Source organism: Kitasatospora sp. NPDC032757 (genome assembly GCF_055579305.1).
In genome coordinates this window covers 106123-129062 of sequence record NZ_JBVINN010000025.1, presented here as the reverse complement: position 1 = coordinate 129062, position 22940 = coordinate 106123, and the positions used below count along the sequence as shown (strand labels likewise).

At 73.3% G+C, this 22940-nt stretch carries 21 protein-coding genes, 1 pseudogene and 1 riboswitch; of the genes and pseudogenes, 12 read left to right on the top strand and 10 right to left on the bottom strand.

The window, feature by feature from the left end; translation table 11 throughout:
• Positions 1–218 (bottom strand): annotated as a pseudogene (locus tag ACZ5WK_RS25565) (N-acetylglucosamine-6-phosphate deacetylase); the annotation flags it as partial.
• Entirely contained in the window at positions 215–1162 is a 948-nt protein-coding gene (locus ACZ5WK_RS25560) for an ROK family protein (protein ID WP_465550399.1), read from the bottom strand. The gene ACZ5WK_RS25560 and the pseudogene ACZ5WK_RS25565, both read right to left, overlap by 4 nt.
• A gap of 348 nt (positions 1163–1510) precedes the next feature.
• On the opposite strand from ACZ5WK_RS25560, the gene ACZ5WK_RS25555 reads away from it, so the two are divergent.
• On the top strand, positions 1511–2782 hold the full coding sequence (locus tag ACZ5WK_RS25555; RefSeq protein WP_465550397.1) for an extracellular solute-binding protein: 1272 nt from the start codon (positions 1511–1513) through the stop codon (positions 2780–2782).
• A gap of 24 nt (positions 2783–2806) precedes the next feature.
• Here ACZ5WK_RS25555 and ACZ5WK_RS25550 read toward each other — a convergent pair whose 3' ends face one another.
• Entirely contained in the window at positions 2807–3151 is a 345-nt protein-coding gene (locus tag ACZ5WK_RS25550) for a cupin domain-containing protein (protein ID WP_396324360.1), read from the bottom strand.
• A 66-nt stretch (positions 3152–3217) separates the two neighbouring features.
• Here ACZ5WK_RS25550 and ACZ5WK_RS25545 point away from each other — a divergent pair, with 66 nt between their 5' ends.
• Together ACZ5WK_RS25545 and otsB are read left to right on the top strand one after the other, a co-directional pair.
• On the top strand, positions 3218–3478 hold the full coding sequence (locus ACZ5WK_RS25545) for a DUF3263 domain-containing protein (RefSeq protein WP_465550395.1): 261 nt from the start codon (positions 3218–3220) through the stop codon (positions 3476–3478).
• A 44-nt stretch (positions 3479–3522) separates the two neighbouring features.
• On the top strand, positions 3523–4365 hold the full coding sequence (gene otsB / locus ACZ5WK_RS25540; RefSeq protein WP_465550393.1) for a trehalose-phosphatase: 843 nt from the start codon (positions 3523–3525) through the stop codon (positions 4363–4365).
• On the opposite strand, the gene ACZ5WK_RS25535 is transcribed toward otsB, so the two are convergent.
• Both ACZ5WK_RS25535 and ACZ5WK_RS25530 read right to left on the bottom strand, forming a co-directional pair.
• The gene (locus ACZ5WK_RS25535) at positions 4366–5835 is read right to left on the bottom strand and encodes an alpha,alpha-trehalose-phosphate synthase (UDP-forming) (RefSeq protein WP_465550391.1); all 1470 of its coding nucleotides are present in this window, start codon (positions 5833–5835) and stop codon (positions 4366–4368) included.
• Positions 5836–5873: 38 nt separating this feature from the next.
• Entirely contained in the window at positions 5874–6881 is a 1008-nt protein-coding gene (locus ACZ5WK_RS25530; protein WP_396324364.1) for a glucosyl-3-phosphoglycerate synthase, read from the bottom strand.
• A gap of 171 nt (positions 6882–7052) precedes the next feature.
• Positions 7053–7187, top strand: a riboswitch (SAM riboswitch).
• Between the two features lie 17 nt (positions 7188–7204).
• On the opposite strand from ACZ5WK_RS25530, the gene thrC reads away from it, so the two are divergent.
• From thrC to ACZ5WK_RS25505, 5 genes are all read left to right on the top strand, one after another.
• Positions 7205–8500: a threonine synthase gene (gene thrC / locus ACZ5WK_RS25525; RefSeq protein WP_465550388.1), complete on the top strand. Its 1296-nt coding sequence runs from the start codon at positions 7205–7207 to the stop codon at positions 8498–8500.
• A 31-nt stretch (positions 8501–8531) separates the two neighbouring features.
• On the top strand, positions 8532–8810 hold the full coding sequence (locus ACZ5WK_RS25520) for a ubiquitin-like small modifier protein 1 (protein ID WP_465550386.1): 279 nt from the start codon (positions 8532–8534) through the stop codon (positions 8808–8810).
• A gap of 685 nt (positions 8811–9495) precedes the next feature.
• A complete protein-coding gene (locus ACZ5WK_RS25515; protein WP_030289665.1) occupies positions 9496–9699 on the top strand; it encodes a cold-shock protein in 204 nt (67 codons plus the stop codon).
• A gap of 324 nt (positions 9700–10023) precedes the next feature.
• Positions 10024–11646: a chaperonin GroEL gene (groL, locus tag ACZ5WK_RS25510; RefSeq protein WP_209412901.1), complete on the top strand. Its 1623-nt coding sequence runs from the start codon at positions 10024–10026 to the stop codon at positions 11644–11646.
• 98 nt (positions 11647–11744) lie between these two features.
• Entirely contained in the window at positions 11745–12104 is a 360-nt protein-coding gene (locus tag ACZ5WK_RS25505; RefSeq protein WP_396324367.1) for a hypothetical protein, read from the top strand.
• Positions 12105–12149: 45 nt separating this feature from the next.
• Here ACZ5WK_RS25505 and ACZ5WK_RS25500 read toward each other — a convergent pair whose 3' ends face one another.
• The gene (locus tag ACZ5WK_RS25500; protein ID WP_465550384.1) at positions 12150–12782 is read right to left on the bottom strand and encodes an HD domain-containing protein; all 633 of its coding nucleotides are present in this window, start codon (positions 12780–12782) and stop codon (positions 12150–12152) included.
• 87 nt (positions 12783–12869) lie between these two features.
• Between ACZ5WK_RS25500 and ACZ5WK_RS25495 the strand changes: the two genes are divergently transcribed.
• The 3 genes from ACZ5WK_RS25495 to ACZ5WK_RS25485 all read left to right on the top strand — a co-directional run bounded on the left by ACZ5WK_RS25495 (position 12870) and on the right by ACZ5WK_RS25485 (position 14982).
• The gene (locus ACZ5WK_RS25495) at positions 12870–13217 is read left to right on the top strand and encodes a PadR family transcriptional regulator (protein ID WP_465550382.1); all 348 of its coding nucleotides are present in this window, start codon (positions 12870–12872) and stop codon (positions 13215–13217) included.
• A complete protein-coding gene (locus tag ACZ5WK_RS25490) occupies positions 13214–14146 on the top strand; it encodes a hypothetical protein (protein ID WP_465550380.1) in 933 nt (310 codons plus the stop codon). Before ACZ5WK_RS25495 ends, ACZ5WK_RS25490 begins: the two co-directional genes overlap by 4 nt.
• A gap of 149 nt (positions 14147–14295) precedes the next feature.
• Complete coding sequence (locus tag ACZ5WK_RS25485; protein WP_465550378.1) at positions 14296–14982, top strand: copper homeostasis protein CutC; 687 nt, start codon at positions 14296–14298, stop codon at positions 14980–14982.
• Positions 14983–15096: 114 nt separating this feature from the next.
• On the opposite strand, the gene ACZ5WK_RS25480 is transcribed toward ACZ5WK_RS25485, so the two are convergent.
• A complete protein-coding gene (locus ACZ5WK_RS25480) occupies positions 15097–17094 on the bottom strand; it encodes a HelD family protein (protein ID WP_465550407.1) in 1998 nt (665 codons plus the stop codon).
• 482 nt (positions 17095–17576) lie between these two features.
• Here ACZ5WK_RS25480 and ACZ5WK_RS25475 point away from each other — a divergent pair, with 482 nt between their 5' ends.
• Positions 17577–17777 (top strand): hypothetical protein, encoded by a 201-nt coding sequence (locus ACZ5WK_RS25475; protein ID WP_396324373.1) that lies wholly within the window; start codon positions 17577–17579, stop codon positions 17775–17777.
• 17 nt (positions 17778–17794) lie between these two features.
• On the opposite strand, the gene ACZ5WK_RS25470 is transcribed toward ACZ5WK_RS25475, so the two are convergent.
• The 3 genes from ACZ5WK_RS25470 to ACZ5WK_RS25460 form a co-directional block, all read right to left on the bottom strand.
• Positions 17795–19432 (bottom strand): DNA repair helicase XPB, encoded by a 1638-nt coding sequence (locus ACZ5WK_RS25470; protein WP_465550375.1) that lies wholly within the window; start codon positions 19430–19432, stop codon positions 17795–17797.
• A gap of 97 nt (positions 19433–19529) precedes the next feature.
• Positions 19530–19931 (bottom strand): hypothetical protein, encoded by a 402-nt coding sequence (locus ACZ5WK_RS25465; protein ID WP_396324375.1) that lies wholly within the window; start codon positions 19929–19931, stop codon positions 19530–19532.
• Between the two features lie 259 nt (positions 19932–20190).
• The gene (locus ACZ5WK_RS25460) at positions 20191–22773 is read right to left on the bottom strand and encodes a helicase-associated domain-containing protein (protein ID WP_465550373.1); all 2583 of its coding nucleotides are present in this window, start codon (positions 22771–22773) and stop codon (positions 20191–20193) included.
• Positions 22774–22940 lie beyond the last annotated feature (167 nt).

Here is a 22940-nt window from a genome sequence, read left to right as displayed (position 1 = left end):
CCGCCGCCGCCGTGGACGTGCAGGTCGACGAAGCCGGGGAGGACGGTGTACCCGGTGAGGTCGAGGTCGCCGGGTTCGGTGGCGCCGCCGAGGCCTGCGATGCGGGTGCCCTCGATCGCGAGGCGGTCCCCGTCCACGGCACCGCCGGGCAGGACGAGGCGGGCGCCGGACAGGGCGGTGCCCCGCGACAGGGCCGCTGATTGAATCCGCGCGGTCACGCGGTCACCTCCAAGGAGAGCAGATCCCAGGCGAGCAGGCCCGCGCCGAGCGATGCGGCGGTGTCTTTGAGCATGGCGGGTACGACTTCGGGGGGCATCTGGAAGGTCAGTCGCTCGCCGACGGCCGCGCGCAGGGGCGTGAAGAGGGTGTCGCCGGCCTCGGCGAGGCCGCCGCCGACGATCACCGTGGACGGGTCGAGCAGGCTCTGGGCGAGCACGATGCCGTCGGCGAGGGCGTCCACCGCGTGCTGCCAGACCGCGGCCGCGCGCTCGTCCCCGGCGTCCACCGCGACGGCGCAGGATGCCGCGTCGGCGTCGGGGTCCCCGCTGGCCTCGGCCCAGGCGCGGGAGACGGCGGAGGCGGAGGCGAGGGTCTCCAGGCAGCCCCGGGCGCCGCAGCCGCACTGCGGGCCGCCCGGCCGGACGACGACGTGGCCGATCTCGCCGCCGTAGCCGTGGGCACCGGCCTCGATCCGGCCGTCGATGCCGATGGCGCCGGCGATGCCGGTGCCCAGCGCGATGAACAGGAAGCGTCCGACGCCCCGGCCGGCGCCGAGGCGGCCCTCGGCGAGACCGCCGGACCGCACGTCGTGGCCGAGGGCGACCGGCATCGCGACACCGCCCGGACCGGCCAGCCGCTCGCCCAGCAGCTTGCGCAGCGGCAGGTCCCGCCAGCCGAGGTTGGCGGAGAAGACCGCGATGCCGTTCTTCTCGTCGATCGTCCCCGGGACGGCGACGCCCGCCGCCAGCGGGGCGACGCCGAAGCGGCCGCGGCCTTCGTCCGCCAGGTCGGCGGCGAAGTCGAGGATGGCGGCGACGACGGCATCCGTGCCGTGCTCCCGCCCGGTCGGTCGGCGTGCTTCGAACAGCACGGAGCCGTCCTGGGCGAGCAGCGCGGCCTTCATGCCGGTGCCGCCTACATCGAGTGCGATGACGTGCTTCACGGAGGACAGTTTCCCTTGGCTGGGTCGGAGAGGTCTAGTCCAGTTGTCGGATTGGTCTGGTCCAAAGTAGGTGAGCTTTGTCGCAGAACCATGTGGTGTGCGGCACTTTGCGCGCGCCGTCGCGGGCTCCCGGCCGGCCGGCCCCGGGGCCGGATCCGGGCCGGTTCGCGCCTGGTCGGCCTCGATTCATTGCGCATCGTGCAACGACCTCCGCACTTCGATAACTACCCCGCGGGTACGGCCCGGAGGTCTGGACCACTGTGCAGGGCTTTTGGCAGTGTGGCGCTCCCCCCTGTCGGATTCCACCCGTCCGGCTGCTTTCTTCTCCCCTCGAAGGCGGTACCCGCGTTGAACAGGCGCGCCCAGGTCCCCACCCGGCTGCTCGGCACCGCGCTGGCCGGAGCGCTGCTGCTCACCGGCTGCAGCGGCCAGGACGACCGGACGGTCACCCTCCGGCTGGTGGCGGCCGACTACGGCGAGGACGCGGCGACCAGCTCCAAGCAGTACTGGGACGACGTCGCGCGCCGCTTCGAGAACGGCAACCCGGGCATCAGGGTGGACGTCGAGGTGGTCGGCTGGACCGACATCGGCAAGCGGGTGAGCGACCTGGTGGACAGCGGAAAGTCCCCCGACCTGGTGCAGACCGGCGGCTTCGCCGACCAGGTCGCCGCGAACCGGCTCTACCCCGCCGCGGACGTGCTCTCGCTGGACACCCAGGCCAACATGATGGAGTCGTTCAACCATGCCGGGCAGGTGCTCGGCACCCAGTACGGCATCCCCTTCGTCTCCTCCTCGCGGGTGCTCTTCTACAACAAGGCGATCTTCAGGCAGGCCGGGATCACCCAGCCGCCGGCCACCTGGAACGAGCTGAAGCAGGCCGCGGAGAAGATCAAGGCCAAGGTGCCCGGGGTCACGCCGTACGGGCTGCCGCTCGGGCCCGAGGAGGCGCCGGCCGAGTCGATGCTCTGGACGCTGAGCGGTGGCGGCAGCCTCTCCGACGACGTCGGCAACTACACCATCGACAGCACCCAGAACCAGGCGACCTTCAGCTGGCTGAAGACCAACCTGGTGGATGCCAGGCTGACGTACCCCGAGCCGGGCAAGATGAACCGGACACCGGTGTTCACCGACTTCACGGCGGGCAAGGTCGCGATGCTGAACGGGCACCCGACACTGCTGCGGATGGCCGCCAACGCGAAGGTCGACTTCGGGACGGCGCCGATCCCCAAGAAGGACGGCCTGGCCAGGACGGGCAGCCTCGGGGTGGCCGACTGGATGATGGCGTTCAAGGCCAACGGCCACAAGAACGAGATCCGCAAGTTCCTGAGCTTCGTCTACGCGAAGGACAACCAGCTCAAGTTCGACGGGACGTACAACCTGCTGCCGGTCACCCAGGACGCCTTCACGGAGATGACCGCGGACGGCAGGCACGAGGACCTGAGGCAGTTCGCGTCCGGGCTGGCCAACGCCAGCTTCTACCCGTTCGGTGACCCGGCCTGGGTCGAGGTCAGCAACCGGATCAAGGCGGGGATCGGCGGGGCCGTGACCGGGGACGCCAAGCAGGTGCTGGAGGGGCTGCAGGAGGCCGCGGTCAAGGAGGCCGCCCGGGTCCGGAAGTGAACCCGGGGGCCGCCGGGTGCTGCGTCAGAGGGTGATCGCGTAGGCCTTGCGCAGGGTCTCGTGGACCGTCCAGGTGGTGCGGTCACCCGCGCGCAGGACGGCGCAGTCGCCCGGGCCGACGTGCAGGGTCGGGCCGCCCTCGATCTCGATGGTGGCCCGGCCGCTCAGCACCACGAACAGCTCGTCCGCCTCGACGTCGGTGACCACGCCCGGGGTGATCTGCCAGATGCCGCGGAGCTGGCGGCCGTCGGGGGACTCGGAGAGCACGCGGCCGGAGACCTCGGGGGTGCCGGAGACGATCTGGGCCGGGTCCAGCGGGTCGGGTTCGAGGTCGGCGGTGGGGATGTGCAGCGCGAAACTTTCGGTCATGGGCCGACGCTAGTGGGGGAGCGGGCGTCGTGCGGGGCGCAGAGTGTGTCGGGTGCGCGGGGGAGAATGACACTCCGTAGTGGTGGGCGGAGGTGGAGCGTGGACGAGCTGAGCGAGCGGGACCAGGCGGTGCTGGAGCTCGAAGGACGCCAGTGGCGTACGGCGGGAGCCAAGGAGCGGGCCGTCCGGGAGGAGCTGGGGCTCTCCAGTACGCGGTACTACCAGCTGCTGAACGCCCTGCTGGACCGGCCGGAGGCGCTGGCGCACGCGCCGGTCCTGGTGAACCGGCTGCGGCGGGTGCGGGAGGCTCGGCGGGGGGCCCGGTAGCCCGGCGGGTGCTTCGGCGGGCACGGCTGGGTATGGGTCCCGGCATGGGGCTTGAGGAGACTTTGCAGCTGAGGACGGACGCCGGACGCCAGGGCCTGGAGGCGGTCCTCGCCTCGCCGCGCGACGCGGTGGTGGCGCTGGACTTCGACGGGACGCTCGCGCCGATCGTGGCCGTTCCCGACCGGGCGCGGGCGCACCCCGGGGTGGTGGGGGCGCTGCGGGGGCTGGCACCGCGGGTGGGCGCGACGGTGGTGGTCACCGGCCGGCCGGCCGGACTGGCCGTCGAGTACGGCGGGTTCGACGGCATCGACGCTGTGGTGGTGCTGGGGCACTACGGGGCCGAGCGCTGGGAGGGCGGCGTGGTGACTGCGCCGCCGGTCCACCCGGGGGTGGACGCGGTGCGGGCGGTGCTGGACGCCGCGCTGGCGGCGGCCGGTGCGCCGGCGGGGACGTGGGTGGAGGACAAGGGGCGCTCGCTGGCGGTGCACACGCGGCGGACGGAGGCGCCGCAGGAGGCGCTGGAGCTGCTGCGCGCGCCGGTGGAGGCCCTGGCCGCGGAGCACGGGCTGGTGGTGGAGCCGGGCCGGCTGGTGCTGGAGCTGCGGCCGCCCGGGGTCGACAAGGGGGCCGCGCTGAGCGGGTTCCTGCGGGAGCGGGGCGCGCGGTCGGTGCTGTACGCCGGGGACGACCTGGGGGACGTGGCGGCCTTCGCGGCGGTGGAGAAGCTGCGCGCGGAGGGCGTGGCCGGGCTGCTGGTGTGCAGCGCCGCGGTCGGGGACGCGCCGGTGAGGGAGCTTGCCGACCGGGCCGACCTGGTGGTCGAGGGCCCGGCCGGCGTGGTCGAACTGCTGGAGCGGTTGGGGGCGGAGCTCGGCCGGCGGGAGTGATCAGCCGAGAGCGGCGAGCTGGTCGAGGAACCACTGCTGGGGCGGCAGCGCCGTCGCGGCGGCGGCGAGGCGCTTGGTGCGGTCGCCGCGTTCGCCGGCGGGCATGGTGAGCGCGGTGTGCAGGGCCTCGGCGGTGGCGACGACGTCGTACGGGTTGACGGTGAGGGCATCGTCGGCCAGCTCGGCGTACGCGCCGGCCTCGCGGGAGAGGACGAGCGCGCAGCCCCGGTCGGAGACCACCGGCACCTCCTTGGCGACCAGGTTCATGCCGTCGCGGATCGGGTTGACCAGGGCGACGTCCGCCAGCCGGTAGGCGGCCAGCGACCGCGGGAAGTCGTCGTTGACGTGCAGGATCAGCGGCTGCCAGGTGGGCGTGGCGAACTCGGCGTTGATCTCGGCGGCGAGCTGCCGGACCCGGGCGGTGTACTCGCGGTACTCGGCGAGGTCGGTGCGGGACGGGTACGCGAAGGCGAGGTGGACGACGCGGTCCCGCCACTCGGGGTGGGTGTGCAGGAGGTGCCGGAACGCCTGGAAGCCGCGGACGATGTTCTTGCTCAGCTCGGTGCGGTCGACCCGGACGACGGTGCGGCGGTCGCCGACGGCCTCGCGCAGGGCGGCGAGGCGCTCGTCGACGTCCGGGCGGTGGGAGCGCTCGCGCAGGAAGTCGGCGTCGGCCCCGAGGGCGTGGACGCCGAGCCGGGTGGTGCGGCCCCGGAGGGTGACGGTGAGCTCGGTGCGGTCGACGGTGGCGCCGAGGAGCTGCTCGCAGCAGTCGGCGAACGCCAGGGCCCAGCGGCGGGTGAGGAAGCCGGCCCGGTCGGCGCCGAGGATGCCGGTGAGGACGGCCTCGGCGACGTCGTCGGGCAGCAGCCGGAAGTACTCGGGCGGGGCCCAGGGGGTGTGGGAGAAGTGGCCGATCCGCAGGTCGGGCCGGGCGGCACGGAGCAGGGCCGGGGTCAGCGAGAGGTGGTAGTCCTGCACCAGGACGGCCGCTCCCGGGCCGGCCTCGGCGGCGAGGGCGTCGGCGAAGGCGGTGTTGTAGGCCGTGTAGGCCTGCCATTCGGTGCGGAACCCGGCGTCGAAGGAGGGGGCGGTGGGGGTGGCGTAGAGCAGGTGGTGGACGAACCAGAGGGTCGAGTTGGCCACGCCGTTGTAGGCGCGGGCGAAGGTCTCCGGGTCTATGCCCAGCATGCGGACGGCCTGCCCGCCGGTGTCGTGGCCGGCCCGGTCGAGGCGGCCGTCCGGCGCCTCCCGGGCGGCCCGGCGGTCGGCGTCGCCCAGGGCCGCGCAGACCCAGACGGCGTCGGGGTCGTCGATGGCGGAGAGCCCGGAGACCAGGCCGCCTCCTCCTCTCCGGAGGGTCAGCGTGCCGTCGTCCGCGGTGCTGAACGACACCGGTCCCCGGTTGGAGGCCACCAGGACGGGGGCGGTGCCGGTCGGATTCGAACGTTCGGTCGTGAGATCGCCCATGACTGGTTGGTTGCCGGGGGTCTGCGGACCCAAACCCTTCAGTGCCGGGTGGCGTACTCGGGAACGGTGTGCATCGGGGGGCGTTCGAGGGCGGTGACCGGGTGGGTGTGGGCGGTGAACGCGCGGGTTTCCGGGTCACGGGTGAACTGGGTGAGCAGCGGGTGCACCAGGTCGGCGGAGGCCTTGAGCCGGTGGGTGCGGTCGAGCCGCTCCAGCGCCGTGCGGTAGATGGTGGCGGCCATCCGGCCGAGCGCCTGGCCGTCCTGGTGGCGGTGGTGGCGGACGCCGACGTCGACCTGGGCGAGGGCGTCCAGGCCGGCGGTCTCCAGGGCGTCGACCAGCAGGCCGAGTTCGACGCCGTAGCCGGTGGGGAACGGGAGGCGTTCGAGCAGGGAGCGGCGGGCCGCGTACTCGCCGCCGAGGGGCTGGACGAAACCGGCGAGTTCCGGCCAGTGCAGGTTGAGCAGCGGGCGGGCGACCAGCTCGGTGACCCGGCCGCCGCCGGCCGGCACCACGGCTCCTTCGGTCTCCAACGGCCGGTCGTACATGGCCTTGACCAGCTGGATCTCCGGTTCGGTGAGCAGCGGGCCGATGATGCCGGAGACGAAGGCCGGGTCGAACTCGCGCAGGTCGGCGTCGACGAAGCAGACGATCTCCCCACGGGTGACCAGCAGCGAGCGCCAGAGCACCTCGCCCTTGCCGGGGGCGGCCGGCAGCCGGGGGAGGATGTCGTCGCGGTGGACCACCCGGGCGCCGGCCTCGGCGGCCTCGGCGGCGGTGCGGTCGGCGGAGCCGGAGTCGACCACGACCAGTTCGTCGACCAGCGGCAGGCGTTCCATCAGCTCGCGGCGGATGGTGCGGACGATGTCGCCGACGGTGGCCTCCTCGTCCAGGGCGGGCAGGACGACGCTGACGGTGCCCGCGCGGCCGGCGGCCCGCTTGGCGTCCAGCAGGGTGCGCACCGGACGGTCGGCCGCGCTCCACGACCGGCGGCGCAGCCAGGACGCCGCCTGTGGGAGGAGCTCGGGTGTCGGGTCGGCGGGCACGGGTCTCTCCTCGGCGGGGGTCGGCTGGGACGGGCTGGGAAGGGCCGGGACGGGTCATCTCGCGTGGCGGACGGTCCCGTTCGGGGTTGACGCCTTCGGATACAGTCTTCGTACAGCGGTCGGACCTTCGCACGCCGGGGTCACCGTTGAGCAAGACCAACAACTTCACAGAGCTCATCCAGAGGGACTGAGGGAACGGCCCGTTGACGTCCCGGCAACCTTCTCGCGCGGCTGTCGTTACAGGCCCCGGCGGGACAGGTGCCAATTCCGGCCTGTGGCGCGACCGCGTCACGGGGAAGATGAGGAGAGAGGCCTCCGCCATCATGGCTATCACTGCGACGACTCCTTCTGGCGCCGCACCCGCAACCGTTGACCTCGGCCCCGCCGCCGCGCTGTCCTGTCGCGAGTGCGGTAGCCGGTTCCCGCTCGGTCCGAGCTTCGCCTGTCTGGAGTGCTTCGGGCCGCTGGAGATCGCGTACGACTTCGGTGGCGAGGCCGCGGAGGAGCTGCGCAAGCGGATCGAGGCCGGGCCGGCGTCGATCTGGCGGTACGCGCCGCTGCTGCCCGTGCCGGCCGACGTGGCCGGGAAGCCCAACCTGAACCCCGGCTGGACCCCGCTGGTCAAGGCGGACAACCTGGGCCGCGAGCTCGGGTTCACCGCCCAGCTGCACATCAAGGACGACTCCGGGAACCCGACCCACTCGTTCAAGGACCGCGTGGTCGCCTGTGCGATCGAGGCGGCGCGGGCGTTCGGTTTCACCACGCTCTCCTGCTCCTCGACCGGCAACCTGGCCGGTGCGGTGGGCGCCGCGGCCGCCCGGGCCGGTTTCAAGTCCTGCGTGTTCATCCCGCACGACCTGGAGCAGGGCAAGGTCGTGATGGCCGGTGTCTACGGCGGTGAGCTGGTGGGCATCGAGGGCAACTACGACGACGTGAACCGCTTCTGCTCGGAGCTGATCGGCGACCCGGCCGGCGAGGGCTGGGGCTTCGTCAACGTCAACCTGCGCCCGTACTACGGCGAGGGCTCGAAGACGCTGGCGTACGAGATCTGCGAGCAGCTGGGCTGGCGCCTGCCGGAGCAGATCGTGATCCCGATCGCGTCGGGTTCGCAGCTGACCAAGATCGACAAGGGGCTGCAGGAGCTGATCAGGCTCGGTCTGGTCGAGGACCGGCCGTACAGGATCTTCGGTGCCCAGGCGGCGGGCTGCTCACCGGTGTCGGCGGCCTTCAAGACCGGCAGCGACGTGATCCGCCCCGTCAAGCCCGACACCATCGCCAAGTCGCTGGCGATCGGCAACCCGGCCGACGGCCCGTACGTGCTGGACATCGCCCGCCGCACCGGCGGTGCCGTCGAGGACGTGACGGACGCCGAGGTGGTGGCCGCGATCAAGCTGCTGGCCCGGACCGAGGGCATCTTCGCCGAGACCGCGGGCGGGGTGACCGTCGGAGTACTGAAGAAGCTGGTCGAGACCGGGCAGCTGGACCCGGCCAAGGAGACCGTCGCGATCAACACCGGCGACGGCCTGAAGACGCTGGACGCCGTCTCCGACGCCGGGATGACCGCCGTCATCCGCCCGACGCTGGCGTCGTTCCGCGACGCCGGCCTCGCGTCCGCCTGACCCCTCCACCCCGCCGCAAGGAGAAGCCCCTATGAGCGCCAACGTCCGCATCCCGACCATCCTGCGCACCTACACCGGCGGCGCCGCCGAGGTGGCCGCCGAGGGTGCCACCCTCGGTGAGGTCATCGCCGACCTGGAGAAGAGCCACGCCGGGATCGCCGCCCGGATCCTGGACGACACCGGCAAGCTGCGCCGTTTCGTCAACGTCTACGTCAATGACGACGACGTGCGGTTCGCGGAGGGCCTGGCGACCGAGATCGCGGACGGCGCGAGCGTTTCGATCATTCCCGCGGTGGCCGGCGGCTGCTGAGCCGCACCGCCGACGGGAAGGCCGTCGGGGTGTACGGAATTCCGTACACCCGGACGGCCTTCGCATTTCCCCGCGAGCTCCCGGGAGTTCCCGGGGTGTTTCCAGGCGCTTCCGGGATTCTTCCGGGGCCGCCGTGAAGGCCGCCCGCACGGGCGCTTTCCCGGGCCGCCCCCGCGCGCCGCATTCCGGCGGGAATATTTCCCCGGCCAGTCGGAGTAGAGTGTCGCTCGGCCGGGAAGAGGGCCTCCCCTCCCCCCTCGCACCGGTCGTCGCCCCCCTGTTGCGCCCCGTACCGCCGGTGTCTGTCCGGCCGCTGAGACCGGCGCCGGGCCCGCGGCCGTGAAACATGTCAGGCCGGTGTCAGAATTCTTGAGGGCATTTGGGTAATTCGTCCGCTATGTCCGGCGTGAAATGTGAAGTTTTTGGGCTTTTGGCCCGTCCTGTCCCCTGGCGGGTCGGGGGAATTCCCGGCGGCTGGCTCTGTTGCAGAGGGCGTCGAGCCGGATACATTCAGCCGCGGTCGACGCAATCGCCCCTTCATCGGACACCGTCCGGTGGCTCGGCGGGGGGATTGTGGCGTGCACGGCTGCGCCCAGGGGGGGTTCCCCGGGCCGGCCTCAAACCAGACCCGGGCCCGCGACCTGCGGGCGCGTGAAGGGCCAGCACAGCACTAGGGGAGTTCGGAATGGCTCAGGGCACCGTCAAGTGGTTCAACGCGGAGAAGGGCTACGGCTTCATCGCGGTCGACGGTGGTGCGGACGTCTTCGTCCACTACAGCGCGATCCAGATGGACGGCTACCGCACCCTTGAGGAGGGCCAGCGGGTCGAGTTCGAGATCTCTCAGGGGCAGAAAGGCCCGCAGGCGGACATGGTCCGCGCGGCGGTCTGACCTTTCCGGCACCCAGGAGTTCGGCTCGGCCCATCGGCTGGTGCACCTCTTGCTTCGCGACGGGCCCGTGCGACACATGTCGTACGGGCCCGTCGCCGTGTCCGGGGAGTGGCCGGTGCGGCTCGCGGGTTGCCCATTGGGCTTGCACTCGCCCACCCAGAGTGCTAATCATTGGCGTTAGCACTCACAGCGTGAGAGTGACAGCGGACCGGGTCGGTGAGGCCCCCGGGAGCGGTAGGGGAAAGGACCCCCGCACACCAGGGCCGTCCGTCGCGGGCACCCCTTGGTCCGAGCAGTCGACCGTGTCCCGGAGGACCACTTCTGATGGCCAAGATCATCGCCTTTGATGAGGAAGCTCGCCGCGGCCTTGAGCGTGGCATGAACCAGCTCGCCGACGCAGTGAAGGTCACGCTCGGCCCCAAGGGCCGCAACGTCGTGCTGGAGAAGAAGTGGGGCGCCCCCACGATCACCAACGACGGTGTCTCCATCGCCAAGGAGATCGAGCTCGAGGACCCCTACGAGAAGATCGGCGCGGAGCTCGTCAAGGAGGTCGCCAAGAAGACCGACGACGTCGCGGGTGACGGCACCACCACCGCCACCGTGCTCGCCCAGGCGCTCGTCCGCGAGGGTCTGCGCAACGTCGCCGCCGGCGCCAACCCGATGGCTCTGAAGCGCGGTATCGAGAAGGCCGTCGCCGCCGTCTCGGACCAGCTGCTGGCCCAGGCCAAGGACGTGGAGACCAAGGAGCAGATCGCCTCCACCGCCTCCATCTCGGCCGCCGACACCCAGATCGGCGAGCTCATCGCCGAGGCCATGGACAAGGTCGGCAAGGAAGGCGTCATCACCGTCGAGGAGAGCAACACCTTCGGCCTGGAGCTCGAGCTCACCGAGGGTATGCGCTTCGACAAGGGCTACATCTCCGCCTACTTCGCCACCGACCTGGAGCGCATGGAGGCGACGTTCGAGGACCCGTACATCCTCATCGCCAACTCCAAGATCGGCTCGGTCAAGGACCTGCTCCCGCTGCTGGAGAAGGTCATGCAGAGCGGCAAGCCGCTCGTCATCATCGCCGAGGACGTCGAGGGCGAGGCCCTGTCGACCCTGGTCGTGAACAAGATCCGCGGCACCTTCAAGTCCGTCGCCGTCAAGGCCCCGGGCTTCGGCGACCGCCGCAAGGCCATGCTCGGCGACATCGCCATCCTCACCGGTGGCACCGTGATCTCCGAGGAGGTCGGCCTCAAGCTGGAGAACGCCGGCATCGACCTGCTGGGCACCGCCCGCAAGGTGGTCATCACCAAGGACGAGACCACCATCGTCGACGGTGGCGGCGACAGCGACCAGGTCGCCGGCCGCGTGAACCAGATCCGCGCCGAGATCGAGAACAGCGACTCGGACTACGACCGCGAGAAGCTCCAGGAGCGCCTCGCCAAGCTGGCCGGCGGCGTGGCCGTCATCAAGGCCGGCGCGGCCACCGAGGTGGAGCTCAAGGAGCGCAAGCACCGCATCGAGGACGCCGTCCGCAACGCCAAGGCCGCCGTCGAGGAGGGCATCGTCGCCGGTGGTGGCGTCGCGCTGCTGCAGGCCGGTGTCGCGTTCGACAAGCTGGAGCTCGAGGGCGACGAGGCCACCGGTGCCAACATCGTCCGCGTGGCCCTGGAGGCCCCGATCAAGCAGATCGCGACCAACGCCGGCCTCGAGGGCGGCGTCGTGGTGGAGAAGGTGCGCAACCTCCCCGCCGGTCACGGCCTGAACGCGGCCACCAACACCTACGTCGACCTGATCGCCGAGGGCATCATCGACCCGGCCAAGGTCACCCGTTCCGCGCTGCAGAACGCCGCCTCCATCGCGGCGCTCTTCCTCACCACCGAGGCCGTCATCGCCGACAAGCCGGAGAAGGCCGCTGCGGCCGCCGGCGGCGGCATGCCGGGCGGTGACATGGACTTCTGATCCTCCGGGGTCGGTCGTTTCCTGATCGCACGGGCGGTTCCCCTCGGGGAGCCGCCCGTGCGGCGTTCGTGCCGGGCGCACTTTGGGACAATGGACGGATGGCTTCCTCCGACGACATCGAGACCGCCCTGCACAACGCGCGGGCGCTGATCCTGGCCGACCTGACCGCGAAGGACGTGGCGGACGCCGCCGTGGTGTCGCTGGTCGAGACGGCCGTGACCCACCGCCGCTGGTGGCTGGAGCAGTGGCCGGACGGCACCGAGTACGTGCTCGGGCTGGTCGCCCAGGACGTCCAGGACGCGCTGCTGGAGGCCTACGGCCGCTGGCCGCTCTGCGCCTCCTGCGCGGCCGACGGGGACCCGCACGCGCTCAGCGTCGAGCCCGAGCTGGGCCCGGAGCCGCACTGGGTCTGCGGCAAGGAGGGCACGGTCGTGGCACCCGTCGGCCAGCTGGCCTAGGCCCCGGCGCCTGCCGTCGGGCGGCCCGGACTCCGGCGACGGGCCTCAGCCCTCCAGCGCGGCGAGTTCGGCGGCCAGGTTGGCGCGGGCGGGGGCGTCGAAGCGCGCGTGGGCGGTGGGAGTGCGGTAGAGCGCGGGCAGCGCGAGCAGCTGGCGCAGGACCGCCGCCCGGCCGGCCCGGAAGTCCGGCTCGGGGACGAAGGCGTACTCCTCCCGGACGGCGGCGGCGTACGCCGCGTACGCCTCGGGGGTGGCGCCGAGGACGGCGAGGTCCGCGTCGCAGAGCACCTCGCCGTCGCGGTCGCCGGGCTCGGGGTGGTGGGTGACGGTGAGCCGGACCAGCCGGGCCACCTCGGCGGTCCGCCGCTCCGGGAGGCCGGCCTCGGTGAGCGCCCGGACGGCGAGGGCGGCGCTGCGTTCCTCGTTCTCGGAGCGGTCGGGGCGGTAGACGGCGTCGTGGAACCAGACGGCGAGGCGGACGGTGTCCGGGTCCCCGGCGTGCCCGGCCAGCGCGTCCACCTGGTGCAGCATCGCCCGCAGGTGGTCGGTGGTGTGGTAGCGGCGCTGCGGCTCGGCCCAGCGGTGCAGCAGGTCGCGCCCGTAGGGCTCGGGGTCGGCGCTCGCGCCGCAGCGGTGCAGCAGGGCGGTCCAGGCGGTGAGCAGGTCGTCCGTCGGCATGGGAGCCATTGTGGCGGCCCGGCGCGCCGGGGGTTCGGCCGGGGCTTCCACTGGACCTATAGGTAGTTTGGCGATATATGTAGTTCCATGACCGAACGCTCCATGCAGGAGCCCACGCTGCTTCTGCTCACCGCACTGGCCGACGCCCCCAGACACGGCTACGCGCTGATCCAGGAGGTCGCCGCGATCTCGGGCGGCCGGGTCGCGATGCGCACCGGCACGCTCTACGGCGCCCTCGACCGGCTGCTCCAGCAGGGCCTGATCGAGGTCGCGGCCGAGGACGTCGTGGACGGCCGGGCCCGGCGCACCTACGCGCTGACCGTCGCCGGCCGGGCCGCGCTCTCCACCGAGGCGGAGCGGCTGCGCGCCGTCGCCAGCGAGGCGGAACGCCGCCTCTCCGCGTTTCACCCAAGGGCCAGGGGGACCTTCGCATGACCATGAACACGCCGACCGTCGCGATGAAGGCGGCGCTCCAGTTCTACCCGGCACGCTACCGCCGTGAGCGCGGGGACGAACTCGCCGCCGTCTTCTCCGACACCACGGCCGAGGCCGGGAAGCCGGCCGTCGTCCGGGAGGCGCTCGACCTCGCCGCGTACGGCCTGCGGGTGCGCACCCGGCTGACCGCCTTCTCGCCCGGCGGGCGGCTGCTCGCACTGGCCGCGCCGCTGATCGCCGGGGCGGCCGCGGGGGCCGGGCTGTACCCGTGGGTCGGCGACTCGGACCAGCTCGCCTGGCGGATCGAGCACACCTCGTCGGTGGTCACGCTGGTGGCCGCCTTCGCGCAGCCGGTGGCGTCGCTGCTGTTGGCCCTCGCCGCGCTGCTGGGGCGGTGGGCGGAGGCGCGGGTGATCTCGGTGGCGGTGATGGCTGCCGGGCTGCTCGGGATGAAGGAGGCCTTCGTGGCGGGCGGGATCAACGTGTGGGGGGTCCTGGCCGTCGGCTCTTCGGCGATGCCGTTCCTGCTCTCCGGCCTGCTGGTGATCGCGGCGCCGCGGGAGATGCTGGGCGAGCCGACCTGGCGCAGCCGCGGCCTGGTGCTGGCGTCGGCGGTCGGCGGCTGGCTGGTGATCGCCTCCCAGGGTGGCTTCGACTCCCACTACATGCTGAACGGCCCGCGCTCCGCCGTGCTGGTGGCCGTCCCGCTGTTCCTGGTGCTGACCGCGCTGCGCGGCCGGCTGGTGCCGGCGGCGATCGGGCTCGCGATGCTGCCGCTGACCGCCACCTTCAGCATGTTCACCCTCTGGCAGACGACCGGCGGCCTCTGGAACCTGCTGCCGATCTCCGCCGTGGCGGTGGCGCTGATCGTGGCGCCGCTGATGATCGGGCGCGGGGTCGGGGCGGGTGGCGCCCACAGCATCGCCTGATCGGACGCCCGGCCGGACGCCCGGTCACGCGCCCGGCCGGGCGTCCGACGGAAGACGCGACGGAACGCCCGGCGGAAGGTGCGACGGAGTGCCCGGCGCAAAGCCGCGCAGGGCTCGCCGCCGCCGGGCGGATGTGGCAGGCTTCGCATATGTCTAGACCAATTTTCGAAGTCATCGCGCTGACGCCCCAGGACGCCCAGGCCGCCGAGTCGGGCGGCGCCGACCGGCTCGAACTGGTCACGGACATGGCCGCCGACGGACTCACGCCGTCGGCCGAGGACTTCGCCGGGATCCGCGCCGCCGTGGACCTCCCGCTGCGCGTCATGCTCCGCATCCGGGACGGCTTCACGCCCGGCGACCTGGACGGGCTGCGGGCCCGCGCCGCCGCACTCCGGGCCGAAGGGGCGGACGAGTTCGTCTTCGGCTTCCTGGACGCCGACGGCGCCGTCGACCTCGCCGCCACCGCGGCCGTCGCCGAGGCGGTGGCCGGCTGCCGCTGGACCTTCCACCGGGCGATCGACCACAGCGCCGACCGGGCCGCCCTCCGCGCGGCCGTCGGCGCACTGCCCGGGCTGGACACCTTCCTCACCTCCGGCGCGGCCGCCGGTGTGGACGCCGGCCGGGAGGTGCTCGCGGCCGAGCTGGCCCGGGCCGGCGAGCCCGGGTACGGCCAACGGATCCTGATCGGCGGCGGGCTGCGGGCCGAACACCTGCCGGGCCTGCGGGCGGCCGGCTTCGACGCCTTCCACGTCGGCGGTGCGGTCCGCGCCGACGGGTGGCGGTCGCCGGTGGACGCGGGCAAGGTCGCCGAGTGGCGTGCCCTGATCGATGGCTGAGCGTGGAAGCGCCGACGGCTGAGCGATCGGTGGCCGTCGGCTCGGTGGGAAGGGGACCGGCATCGGCCGGTCCCCTTCCTCGTGGGTGCCGCCTTCCCCTGGGTGCCGCCCGGCTCAGCCCAGCTGCTCGGGCAGCGGCTCGGCGTGCAGCACCGCCAGCCCGGAGACGGCACGGGTGAGCGCCACGTACAGGCGGCGCAGGCCGGTCCGCCCGTCCGGCTCGCCTGCGACCACCGCGGCCGGCTCGTCCAGCACCACGTAGTCGTACTCAAGGCCCTTGGCCAGCGAGGCCGGGACGAGGGTCAGCCGGGCCTCGGCGCTGGTCTCGGCGCCGGGGGAGAGGTGCGGCAGGCCGGCCGCGTCGAGCGCCTCGGCGAGCAGCGGGATGCGCGCGTCGGCGGCGATCAGGCCGGTCGAGCCCTCGTGCTCCAGCGCCCGGTGGCAGGCCTCGACGACCGCCTTCTCCAGCCCGTCCTCCGGGACGCGGGTGATCGTCAGCGAGCCGGGCGCCTCGCGGACCGAGGTCGCCGGGGCGAGGCCGGGGGCGATCGCCGGCAGCAGCCGGGAGGCGTAGGCGATGACCTCCTCGGGGACGCGGAACCCCTTGGTCAACTCCTCGATGTGGGCGGCCGGTTTGCCCAGGTGGTGCAGGGCGTCCGGCCAACTCGCCGTCGCCCAAGGGGTGGTGCCCTGGGCGAGGTCGCCGAGGACGGTCGCCGAGCCGGTGGTGCAGCGGCGGCCGACCGCGCGGTACTGCATCGGCGAGAGGTCCTGCGCCTCGTCCAGCACCACGTGCCCGAGCGAGGCCGTGCGGTGGACGAGGTCCGCGGTCTCGTCCACGAGGACGGCGTCGGCCTGTGTCCAGCGGGCGGTCTTCACCGAGCGGCCGGGCTTGGGCCAGAGCACCGTCCGCTGCTCCTCGGGGGTGAGGACGCCCTCCGCACACGCGGCCAGGAACTCCGGGTCGGAGAGCAGCCGCAGCACCTGCTTGGCCGGTTCGACCAGCGGCCAGCACTCCTTGACCACCGCCTTGACCGCGGAGTCGCGGGCCACCGCGTCCTGCACCCGGTCGTCCGGGGCCTCGCCGCCCTGCTCCATCTTCAGCAGCACGGCGTGCGCGATCCGCTGCGGCAGGGCATCCCTGGCGGCGCCGTAGCGGATGTCGCGGCCCTTCAACTCCTCGATGATCTCGACCAGTTCGTACGCCGGGACGCGCCAGCGCCGGGAGCCGCGGACCACCACGCAGGGCTCGGTGGGCAGGGTGATGCCGGCCCGCACCGCCCGGCGCAGCACCTCGGCCATCCGGGCGTCGCCCTTCAGCCGGGCCGCCTCGGCGGTGTCCTCGGCCTTCACCTCGACGTGCGCGACCAGCTGCTGGACGGTGGCCTGGGCGACGTCCAGCTCGCCGAGGGCGGGCAGCACCTGCTCGATGTAGGAGAGGAAGGCGTTGTTCGGCCCGATCACCAGGGTGCCGGTCCGGGCGAGCCGCTCGCGGTGCGCGTACAGCAGGTAGGCCACGCGGTGCAGGCCGACGGCGGTCTTCCCGGTGCCGGGGGCGCCCTGGACGCAGACGGTGCCGGTGATGTCGGCGCGGACGATCTCGTCCTGCTCGGGCTGGATGGTGGCGACGATGTCGCGCATCGGTCCGACGCGGGGCTTCTCGATCTCGGCGGCGAGCAGTGCGGAGACGGTGTTCCCCCCGGCGGAGCCGGAGAAGGTCACGGCGTCCGGGTCGGAAAGGCGCTCGTCCTCGTAGGCGGTGAGCTCGCCGCCGGTGTAGCCGAAGCGCCGGCGGCGGTCGACGTCCATCGGTTCGGCCCGGCTGGCCCGGTAGAACGGCTGGGAGACCGGCGCGCGCCAGTCGATCACCATCGGGTCGCCGTCGGCGTCGTGGACGTGCCGGCGGCCGATGTAGAAGTTCTCCCCGCCGGAGCCTTCGGAGAGCTCCTCGCTGATCGCGTGCAGGTAGTCGAGGCGGCCGAAGAAGAGCGGGGTGTGCGAGAGGTCGGCCAGGGCGGCGATCCGGGCCTCGATCTGGTTCTGCAGCACGATGGCGGTGACCCAGGTGCCGGTCACGTCGCGGATGTCGAGCGACTGGACGTCCTCCCGCATGGCGCGCAGGGCGGCCCGGGAGGCGGCCAGGTGGTCGCGTTCGCGCTGGAGGGGGTCGGTGGTGGGGGTGGCGGGCACAGCGAACCTTCCCGGCTGCCCCGGAGACGGGCGCAGCGGATCGTTGGAGCTCACGGTGGACACAGCCGACCGGTTGCCGTGCGGTCGGCGCCTCCCCCGGCTGCCTGCGGGACTCAGCAGGTACCACGGTTCGGGAGGGGGCAGACGGACGATCCTAGACGGCCCGCGGCCCCGGTGCTATCCAGTTGTGCCGTGCTGCCCCGGACCGGCGTACCCGGCCACCTGGAAGGCCGGCACGCCCAGCCCCGCGACCGCCTCGGCGTCCTCTCCCACTTCTCCCGTCCCGTAGGGGGAGGCGTAGGGGGTGGCGGGGGTCTCCGTACACCCGGAGGACGACTTCCGGCCCGTCCGGTACGGCCTTTGGGGTGATGTGCCCGGCCCGCCACGGATCTACCGTTGAAGACATGAGCACCGTACACGTCACGGCGCCGCGAGTGCCGAACCAGAAGTCCGCCCCCGCCCGCCCCGCGGGCGCCACCGCCATCGCGGCCACCGGCCCCGGCCGGCACCGCAGCCCGCTGAAGACCGCCGTCCGCAACGTCGGCATCGCCCTCGACACCGCCGCGCGCGTGGTCTTCCTCGGGCGCGACGGCGTCAGGTACTAGGCGTCAGGCACCGGCCGTCAGAGCACGTCGTCCGCGTCGATGATGCGGTAGGCGTAGCCCTGCTCCGCCAGGAAGCGCTGGCGGTGGGCGGCGAAGTCCTGGTCGACGGTGTCGCGGGCCACCACCGAGTAGAAGTGCGCCGCGTGGCCGTCCGCCTTCGGGCGCAGGACACGGCCCAGGCGCTGGGCCTCCTCCTGGCGGGAACCGAAGGTGCCGGAGACCTGGATGGCGACGGTCGCCTCCGGCAGGTCGATGGAGAAGTTGGCCACCTTGGAGACCACCAGGACGCTGATCTCCTTGGTGCGGAAGGCCTCGAACAGCTTCTCGCGCTGGGCGTTGCTTGTCTCGCCCTTGATCACCGGAGCGTTCAGGACCTCCCCGAGCTCGTCCAGCTGGTCGATGTACTGGCCGATGATCAGCGTCTGGTCCTTCTCGTGCTTCTTGACCAGCGCCTCCACCACCCGCCGCTTGGTGGCGGTGGTGGCGCAGAAGCGGTAGCGCTCCTCGGGCTCCGCGGTCGCGTAGGCGAGCCGCTCGGAGTCGGTGAGGGTGACCCGGACCTCGCAGCAGTCCGCGGGCGCGATGTAGCCCTGCGCCTCGATCTCCTTCCACGGGGCGTCGAAGCGCTTGGGGCCGATGAGCGAGAAGACGTCGCCCTCGCGGCCGTCCTCGCGGACCAGGGTGGCGGTCAGGCCGAGCCGGCGGCGGGCCTGCAGGTCGGCGGTGAACTTGAACACCGGCGCGGGCAGCAGGTGGACCTCGTCGTAGACCACCAGGCCCCAGTTGCGGGCGTCGAACAGCTCCAGGTGGGCGTAGACGCCCTTCCGCTTGGTCGTCATCACCTGGTAGGTGGCGATGGTGACCGGGCGGATCTCCTTCCTGGTGCCGCTGTACTCGCCGATCTCGTCCTCGGTCAGCGTGGTCCGCTTGACCAGCTCGTGCTTCCACTGCCGGGCCGAGACGGTGTTGGTGACCAGGATCAGCGTGGTCGACTTGGCCTCGGCCATCGCGGCCGCGCCGACCAGCGTCTTGCCGGCGCCACAGGGCAGCACCACGACGCCCGAGCCGCCGTGCCAGAAGCCCTCGACCGCCTGCGCCTGGTAGGGGCGCAGCTGCCAGCCGTTCTGGTCCAGCTCGATGGGGTGCGCCTCGCCGTCCACGTAGCCGGCGAAGTCCTCGGCAGGCCAGCCGAGTTTGAGCAGCACCTGCTTGATCTGCCCGCGTTCGGACGGGTGGACGACGACGGTGTCGGGGTCCACCCGGGCGCCGACCAGCGGGACGATCTTCTTGGAGCGCAGCACCTCCTCCAGCACCGGGCGGTCGGTGGTGGTGAGCACCAGGCCGTGGGTCGGGTGCTTGCTGAGCCTGAGCCGCCCGTAACGCCCCATGGTGTCGGCCACGTCGACCAGCAGCGCGTGCGGCACGGGGTAGCGGGAGTACGTCACCAGGGCGTCGACGACCTGCTCGGCGTCGTGCCCGGCGGCGCGTGCGTTCCACAGCCCGAGCGGGGTCACCCGGTAGGTGTGCACGTGCTCGGGCGCGCGCTCCAGTTCGGCGAACGGCGCGATGGCCCGGCGGCAGTCGGCGGCCTTGGGGTGGTCGATCTCCAGGAGAAGAGTTTTGTCGCTCTGGACGATGAGCGGTCCGTCGTTCACGCGGGGAAGCCCTCCACTGGCTGACAGGTCTGTCGGGACGCAGACCCTCCAGTGTCGCCCATCCGGCGGGAAAGGCGGGAGGCCGCCCTGAGGGGGGCTACTTCCACTCGAACACCTTGGCGGTGTTCTTGCCGTCGGCGCCGGACTCGAACTCGAAGACGCCGGCGGTGCCGTTCAGCCGGGAGAACTGCGGGGACGCGGTGGTGAAGTAGACCGAGCCGCGGTACGAGACACCGCCGCCCTCGGTGAAGTGGCCGACGCCGCTGCCGTGCCAGGTGATGGTCTGGCCGTCGGCGGTCATGTCGACGCCCTGGCCCTCACCGAACAGGGTGCCGTCGGCGTGCAGTTCCGACTCGTAGGTGGCGAACTCCGTGACCGGGGTGCCGAGGACCTCCCCGGTGCCCTGGAACGAGACCTCGACCACCGGGCCCTCGCCGCCGGCGAGCACCCGCCGGACGGTGTCCTGGCTCTGTATCTCCGCTATCTGATCGCCGAGCATGGTGACTCCCTTCCGCGACCCCCCTCCCCTCCGGACTACGCCGTATCGCCGGAGGCGTCAATCGGAGCGCGGTGACCGGTCCGGGCGTCGCTCGTCAGAGCAGGTCATGAACAAGCCGAAGCGTGCCCTCACCGCTCTCGCCCTCCTCGGTTCGGCCTTCGCCGTGACCGCCTCCTCCGCCTGTTCCGCCCAGGCCCTCGCGGGCGTCGGCGAGGGCCCCGGCGGGCTGCTCGCGTCCCCCGCCTTCCTGATCCGGCGGCTACTCCTCCAGTTCGGCCACGCCGGTGATCCGGTGCAGGGCGAAGGTGCGGAGCTCGTCGGCGTGGTGGTCGAAGGCGGTGACGTAGCCGCCTTCGACCTTGACCGGGTCGATGATCCGCTGGCTGGAGAGCCCTTCGGCGTTGAGGTAGCCGATCCACATCCGCTCGCCCAGCAGGACGGCCGTCTGCAGCGCGGCGAGGGTCTCGGCGGCCGGGGTGCGCGGGAGTTGGCGCGGGTCGGGGGCGGCCTCGCGGCGGACGGCCGTGGCGGCGCGGTCGCCGGCCCGGATGGCCTTGATGGCGGCGGCGAGCAGGGTGTCGTCGGGCGTGGGCGGGCCGTCGGGGACGGGGACGGGGGCCGCGCGCGGCGGGGTGCGGTGGCTGTCCGGCCGGGTGATCAGCACGTCGCCCTCGGCGGACTCGGCCGCGGGCGCGTAGCCCATGCCGCGCAGGGCGGCGAGCAGCACGTCCGGCGTGGCCTGGGCGGCGAGCACGGTCGGGGCGAGCAGGCGCAGCCGCAGGTCGACGGAGCGGCGGTCGGCCAGGACCTCGTTCAGCAGCGCCGTATCGTCGCAGCGCAGGTACGAGGAGGCGGCGCCGACCCGCAGGATGCCGTGCCGGCGGGCGACGTCGTCGATCAGGTAGCCGAGCGGCTGCGGGACGGGCGTGCGCGAGTGCTGCTCCAGGAAGGTCTGGAGGTCGGCGGCGGTGCGGCCGGCGTCGAGGGCGCGGCGGACCGACCCGGGGGTGAACCGGTAGACGGTGGCGCCGCCCTTGGACTCGATGTCGGCGCAGAGCGCGAGCGCCTGGGCGAGCGGGGTGAGCAGCGGGCCGGGGGCGATCGCGGTGAGGTCCGGCTGGAGGATGACGTGGTCCAGCGGCTGCGGCAGCAGCGGGGCCAGCACCTCGGCCGGGTCGGCCTCGGCGGTGAGCAGCGCGCGGGCGGGGGAGGCGAGGGCTCCGCGGCCGGTGATGCCGAGCAGTTCGGCCTCGGCGAGGGTCCAGGCCGTGAGGTCGTCGCGCAGGTCGCGGCCCTGGCCGGTGGCGGGAGCCTGGCCGGCGGGGCCCGGCCCGGCTGGGGTCTGCCCGGCGGGGCCCGGCCCGGTGGTGGGGGCCGGTCCGGTGGCCGGGCCGCCGCGCAGCGGGCGTTGCCAGTGCAGGGTGGGCAGCAGTTCGCCGGCGGTGGCGGCGGTGCCGGGCGGCAGTTCGGCGAGCAGCGCGAGGGCGCCGCGGCGGACGGAGGGGGCGAGCGTGCGGTCCAGCTCGGGGCCGAGTGCGGCGCGTGCCTTGCCCTTGCCGTCCGGGGAGCCGGTGAGGGCGGGGACGCGGGTGGCGGTGAGCCAGCTGCCGGCCAGCAGCAGCCAGCGGTCGGCGGTGTCCTGCTGGAGCCACCCGTCGTACGCGGGGGTGGGTGCCCAGCGTTCGTCGGCCTCGCCGTCGGGGGCCAGCAGTCCCGAGGTGTAGGCGAGTTCGAGCCAGAAGGCGGTCTGCTGCTCGGTGGTCTCCAGGGCCTGCGCGGTCCGCTTGAGATCGCGGACGCCGAGGCCGCCGGCGCGCAGGGTGGGCGGCGGGTTGAGGCCCCAGAGGTCGAGCAGCTCCTCGACGATCCGGACGGCGGTGTGGGCCTGTCCGGCGGCCGCCCTGTCCACAGCCTGTGGATCGCGCGGCGCGGCGGCCGGGGCCGGCTCCGGCTGGACCGGCTCGACCACGCGGTGGGTGCGGCCGCCGCGCAGGTGCAGGGCGAGCTCGCGGGGGAGGACGACGCTGCCGGGGCTGCTGGGCAGCAAGAGGCCGCGGGCCAGCAGCCATTCGACCGGGCTCTGCGCGTCCTCGGCGGTGACCGGGCGGGTGGCGTCCGGGACGGTGCCGGTGGGCGGGCCCCAGACCAGGCGGTCCAGCAGCCGCAGCGCCGGCTCGGGGGCGGTGGCGAGCAGGGCGTCGCAGCGGGCGCGGTCGCCGAGCAGCGCGGTGAGCGCGGCGACGGCGGTCACCGGGTCCGGGGTGGCGGGCTGCCCGGCGGAGGCGAGCAGCTGCTGGAGCCGGGCCGGGGACATGCCGGCGGTGGCGTCGGCCAGCGTCGGGCCGAGCCCGGTCCGGCCGGGGTTGGCGGCGGTGGGCGCGAGTGCCTCGCGGGCCGCGATGACCAGGCGCGGCCCGTTCTCCGGCCCCCAGAGCAGGGCGCGGTCACGCAGGGTGGCGAACGCCCGGGGGAGGGCGGCGCCGACGGCGGACCGGTCGGCGGCGGTCAGCGGGGTGGCGCCCGGGTGCGGCTTGACCCGGGCCGGGCCGGTCAGCAGGGCCTTCACGGTGGCCGGGGCGGCGCCGTCGGGTGCGGCGGCCATTGCCTCGGCGACCTGGAGGGTGAAGCGGTCGAGCCGCTCCAGGGCGCGCAGCGCGGAGGCGCGGGAGGAGAGCCGGGCGGCGAGCTGGGTGAGGTCGCCGGGGACGGGGTTGAGCAGGTCGGGGCGGGACCGGAGCAGGGTGGCGAGGTCGTCGTCCGCGCGGCTGCGGAGCTCCTCGGCGAGGGTGCGGGGGCCGGTGGGCGCCTTGCCGGGGCGTTGGGGGCCCTGCTGTGTGGTCATTCGACCTAGGTTAGTCGCGAGGACGGACGGTGGGGACCGGTCGGCGTGGCCCCGGTTCGGGTGGGTACCGTCTGACCGGCGGCCCCACGACGGCCGTTGCGGCACGGGTGAGGCGGGGTGTGGGGCGATGGCGGACGGCGAGTGGTGGCGCAAGCGGGGGCCGTGGA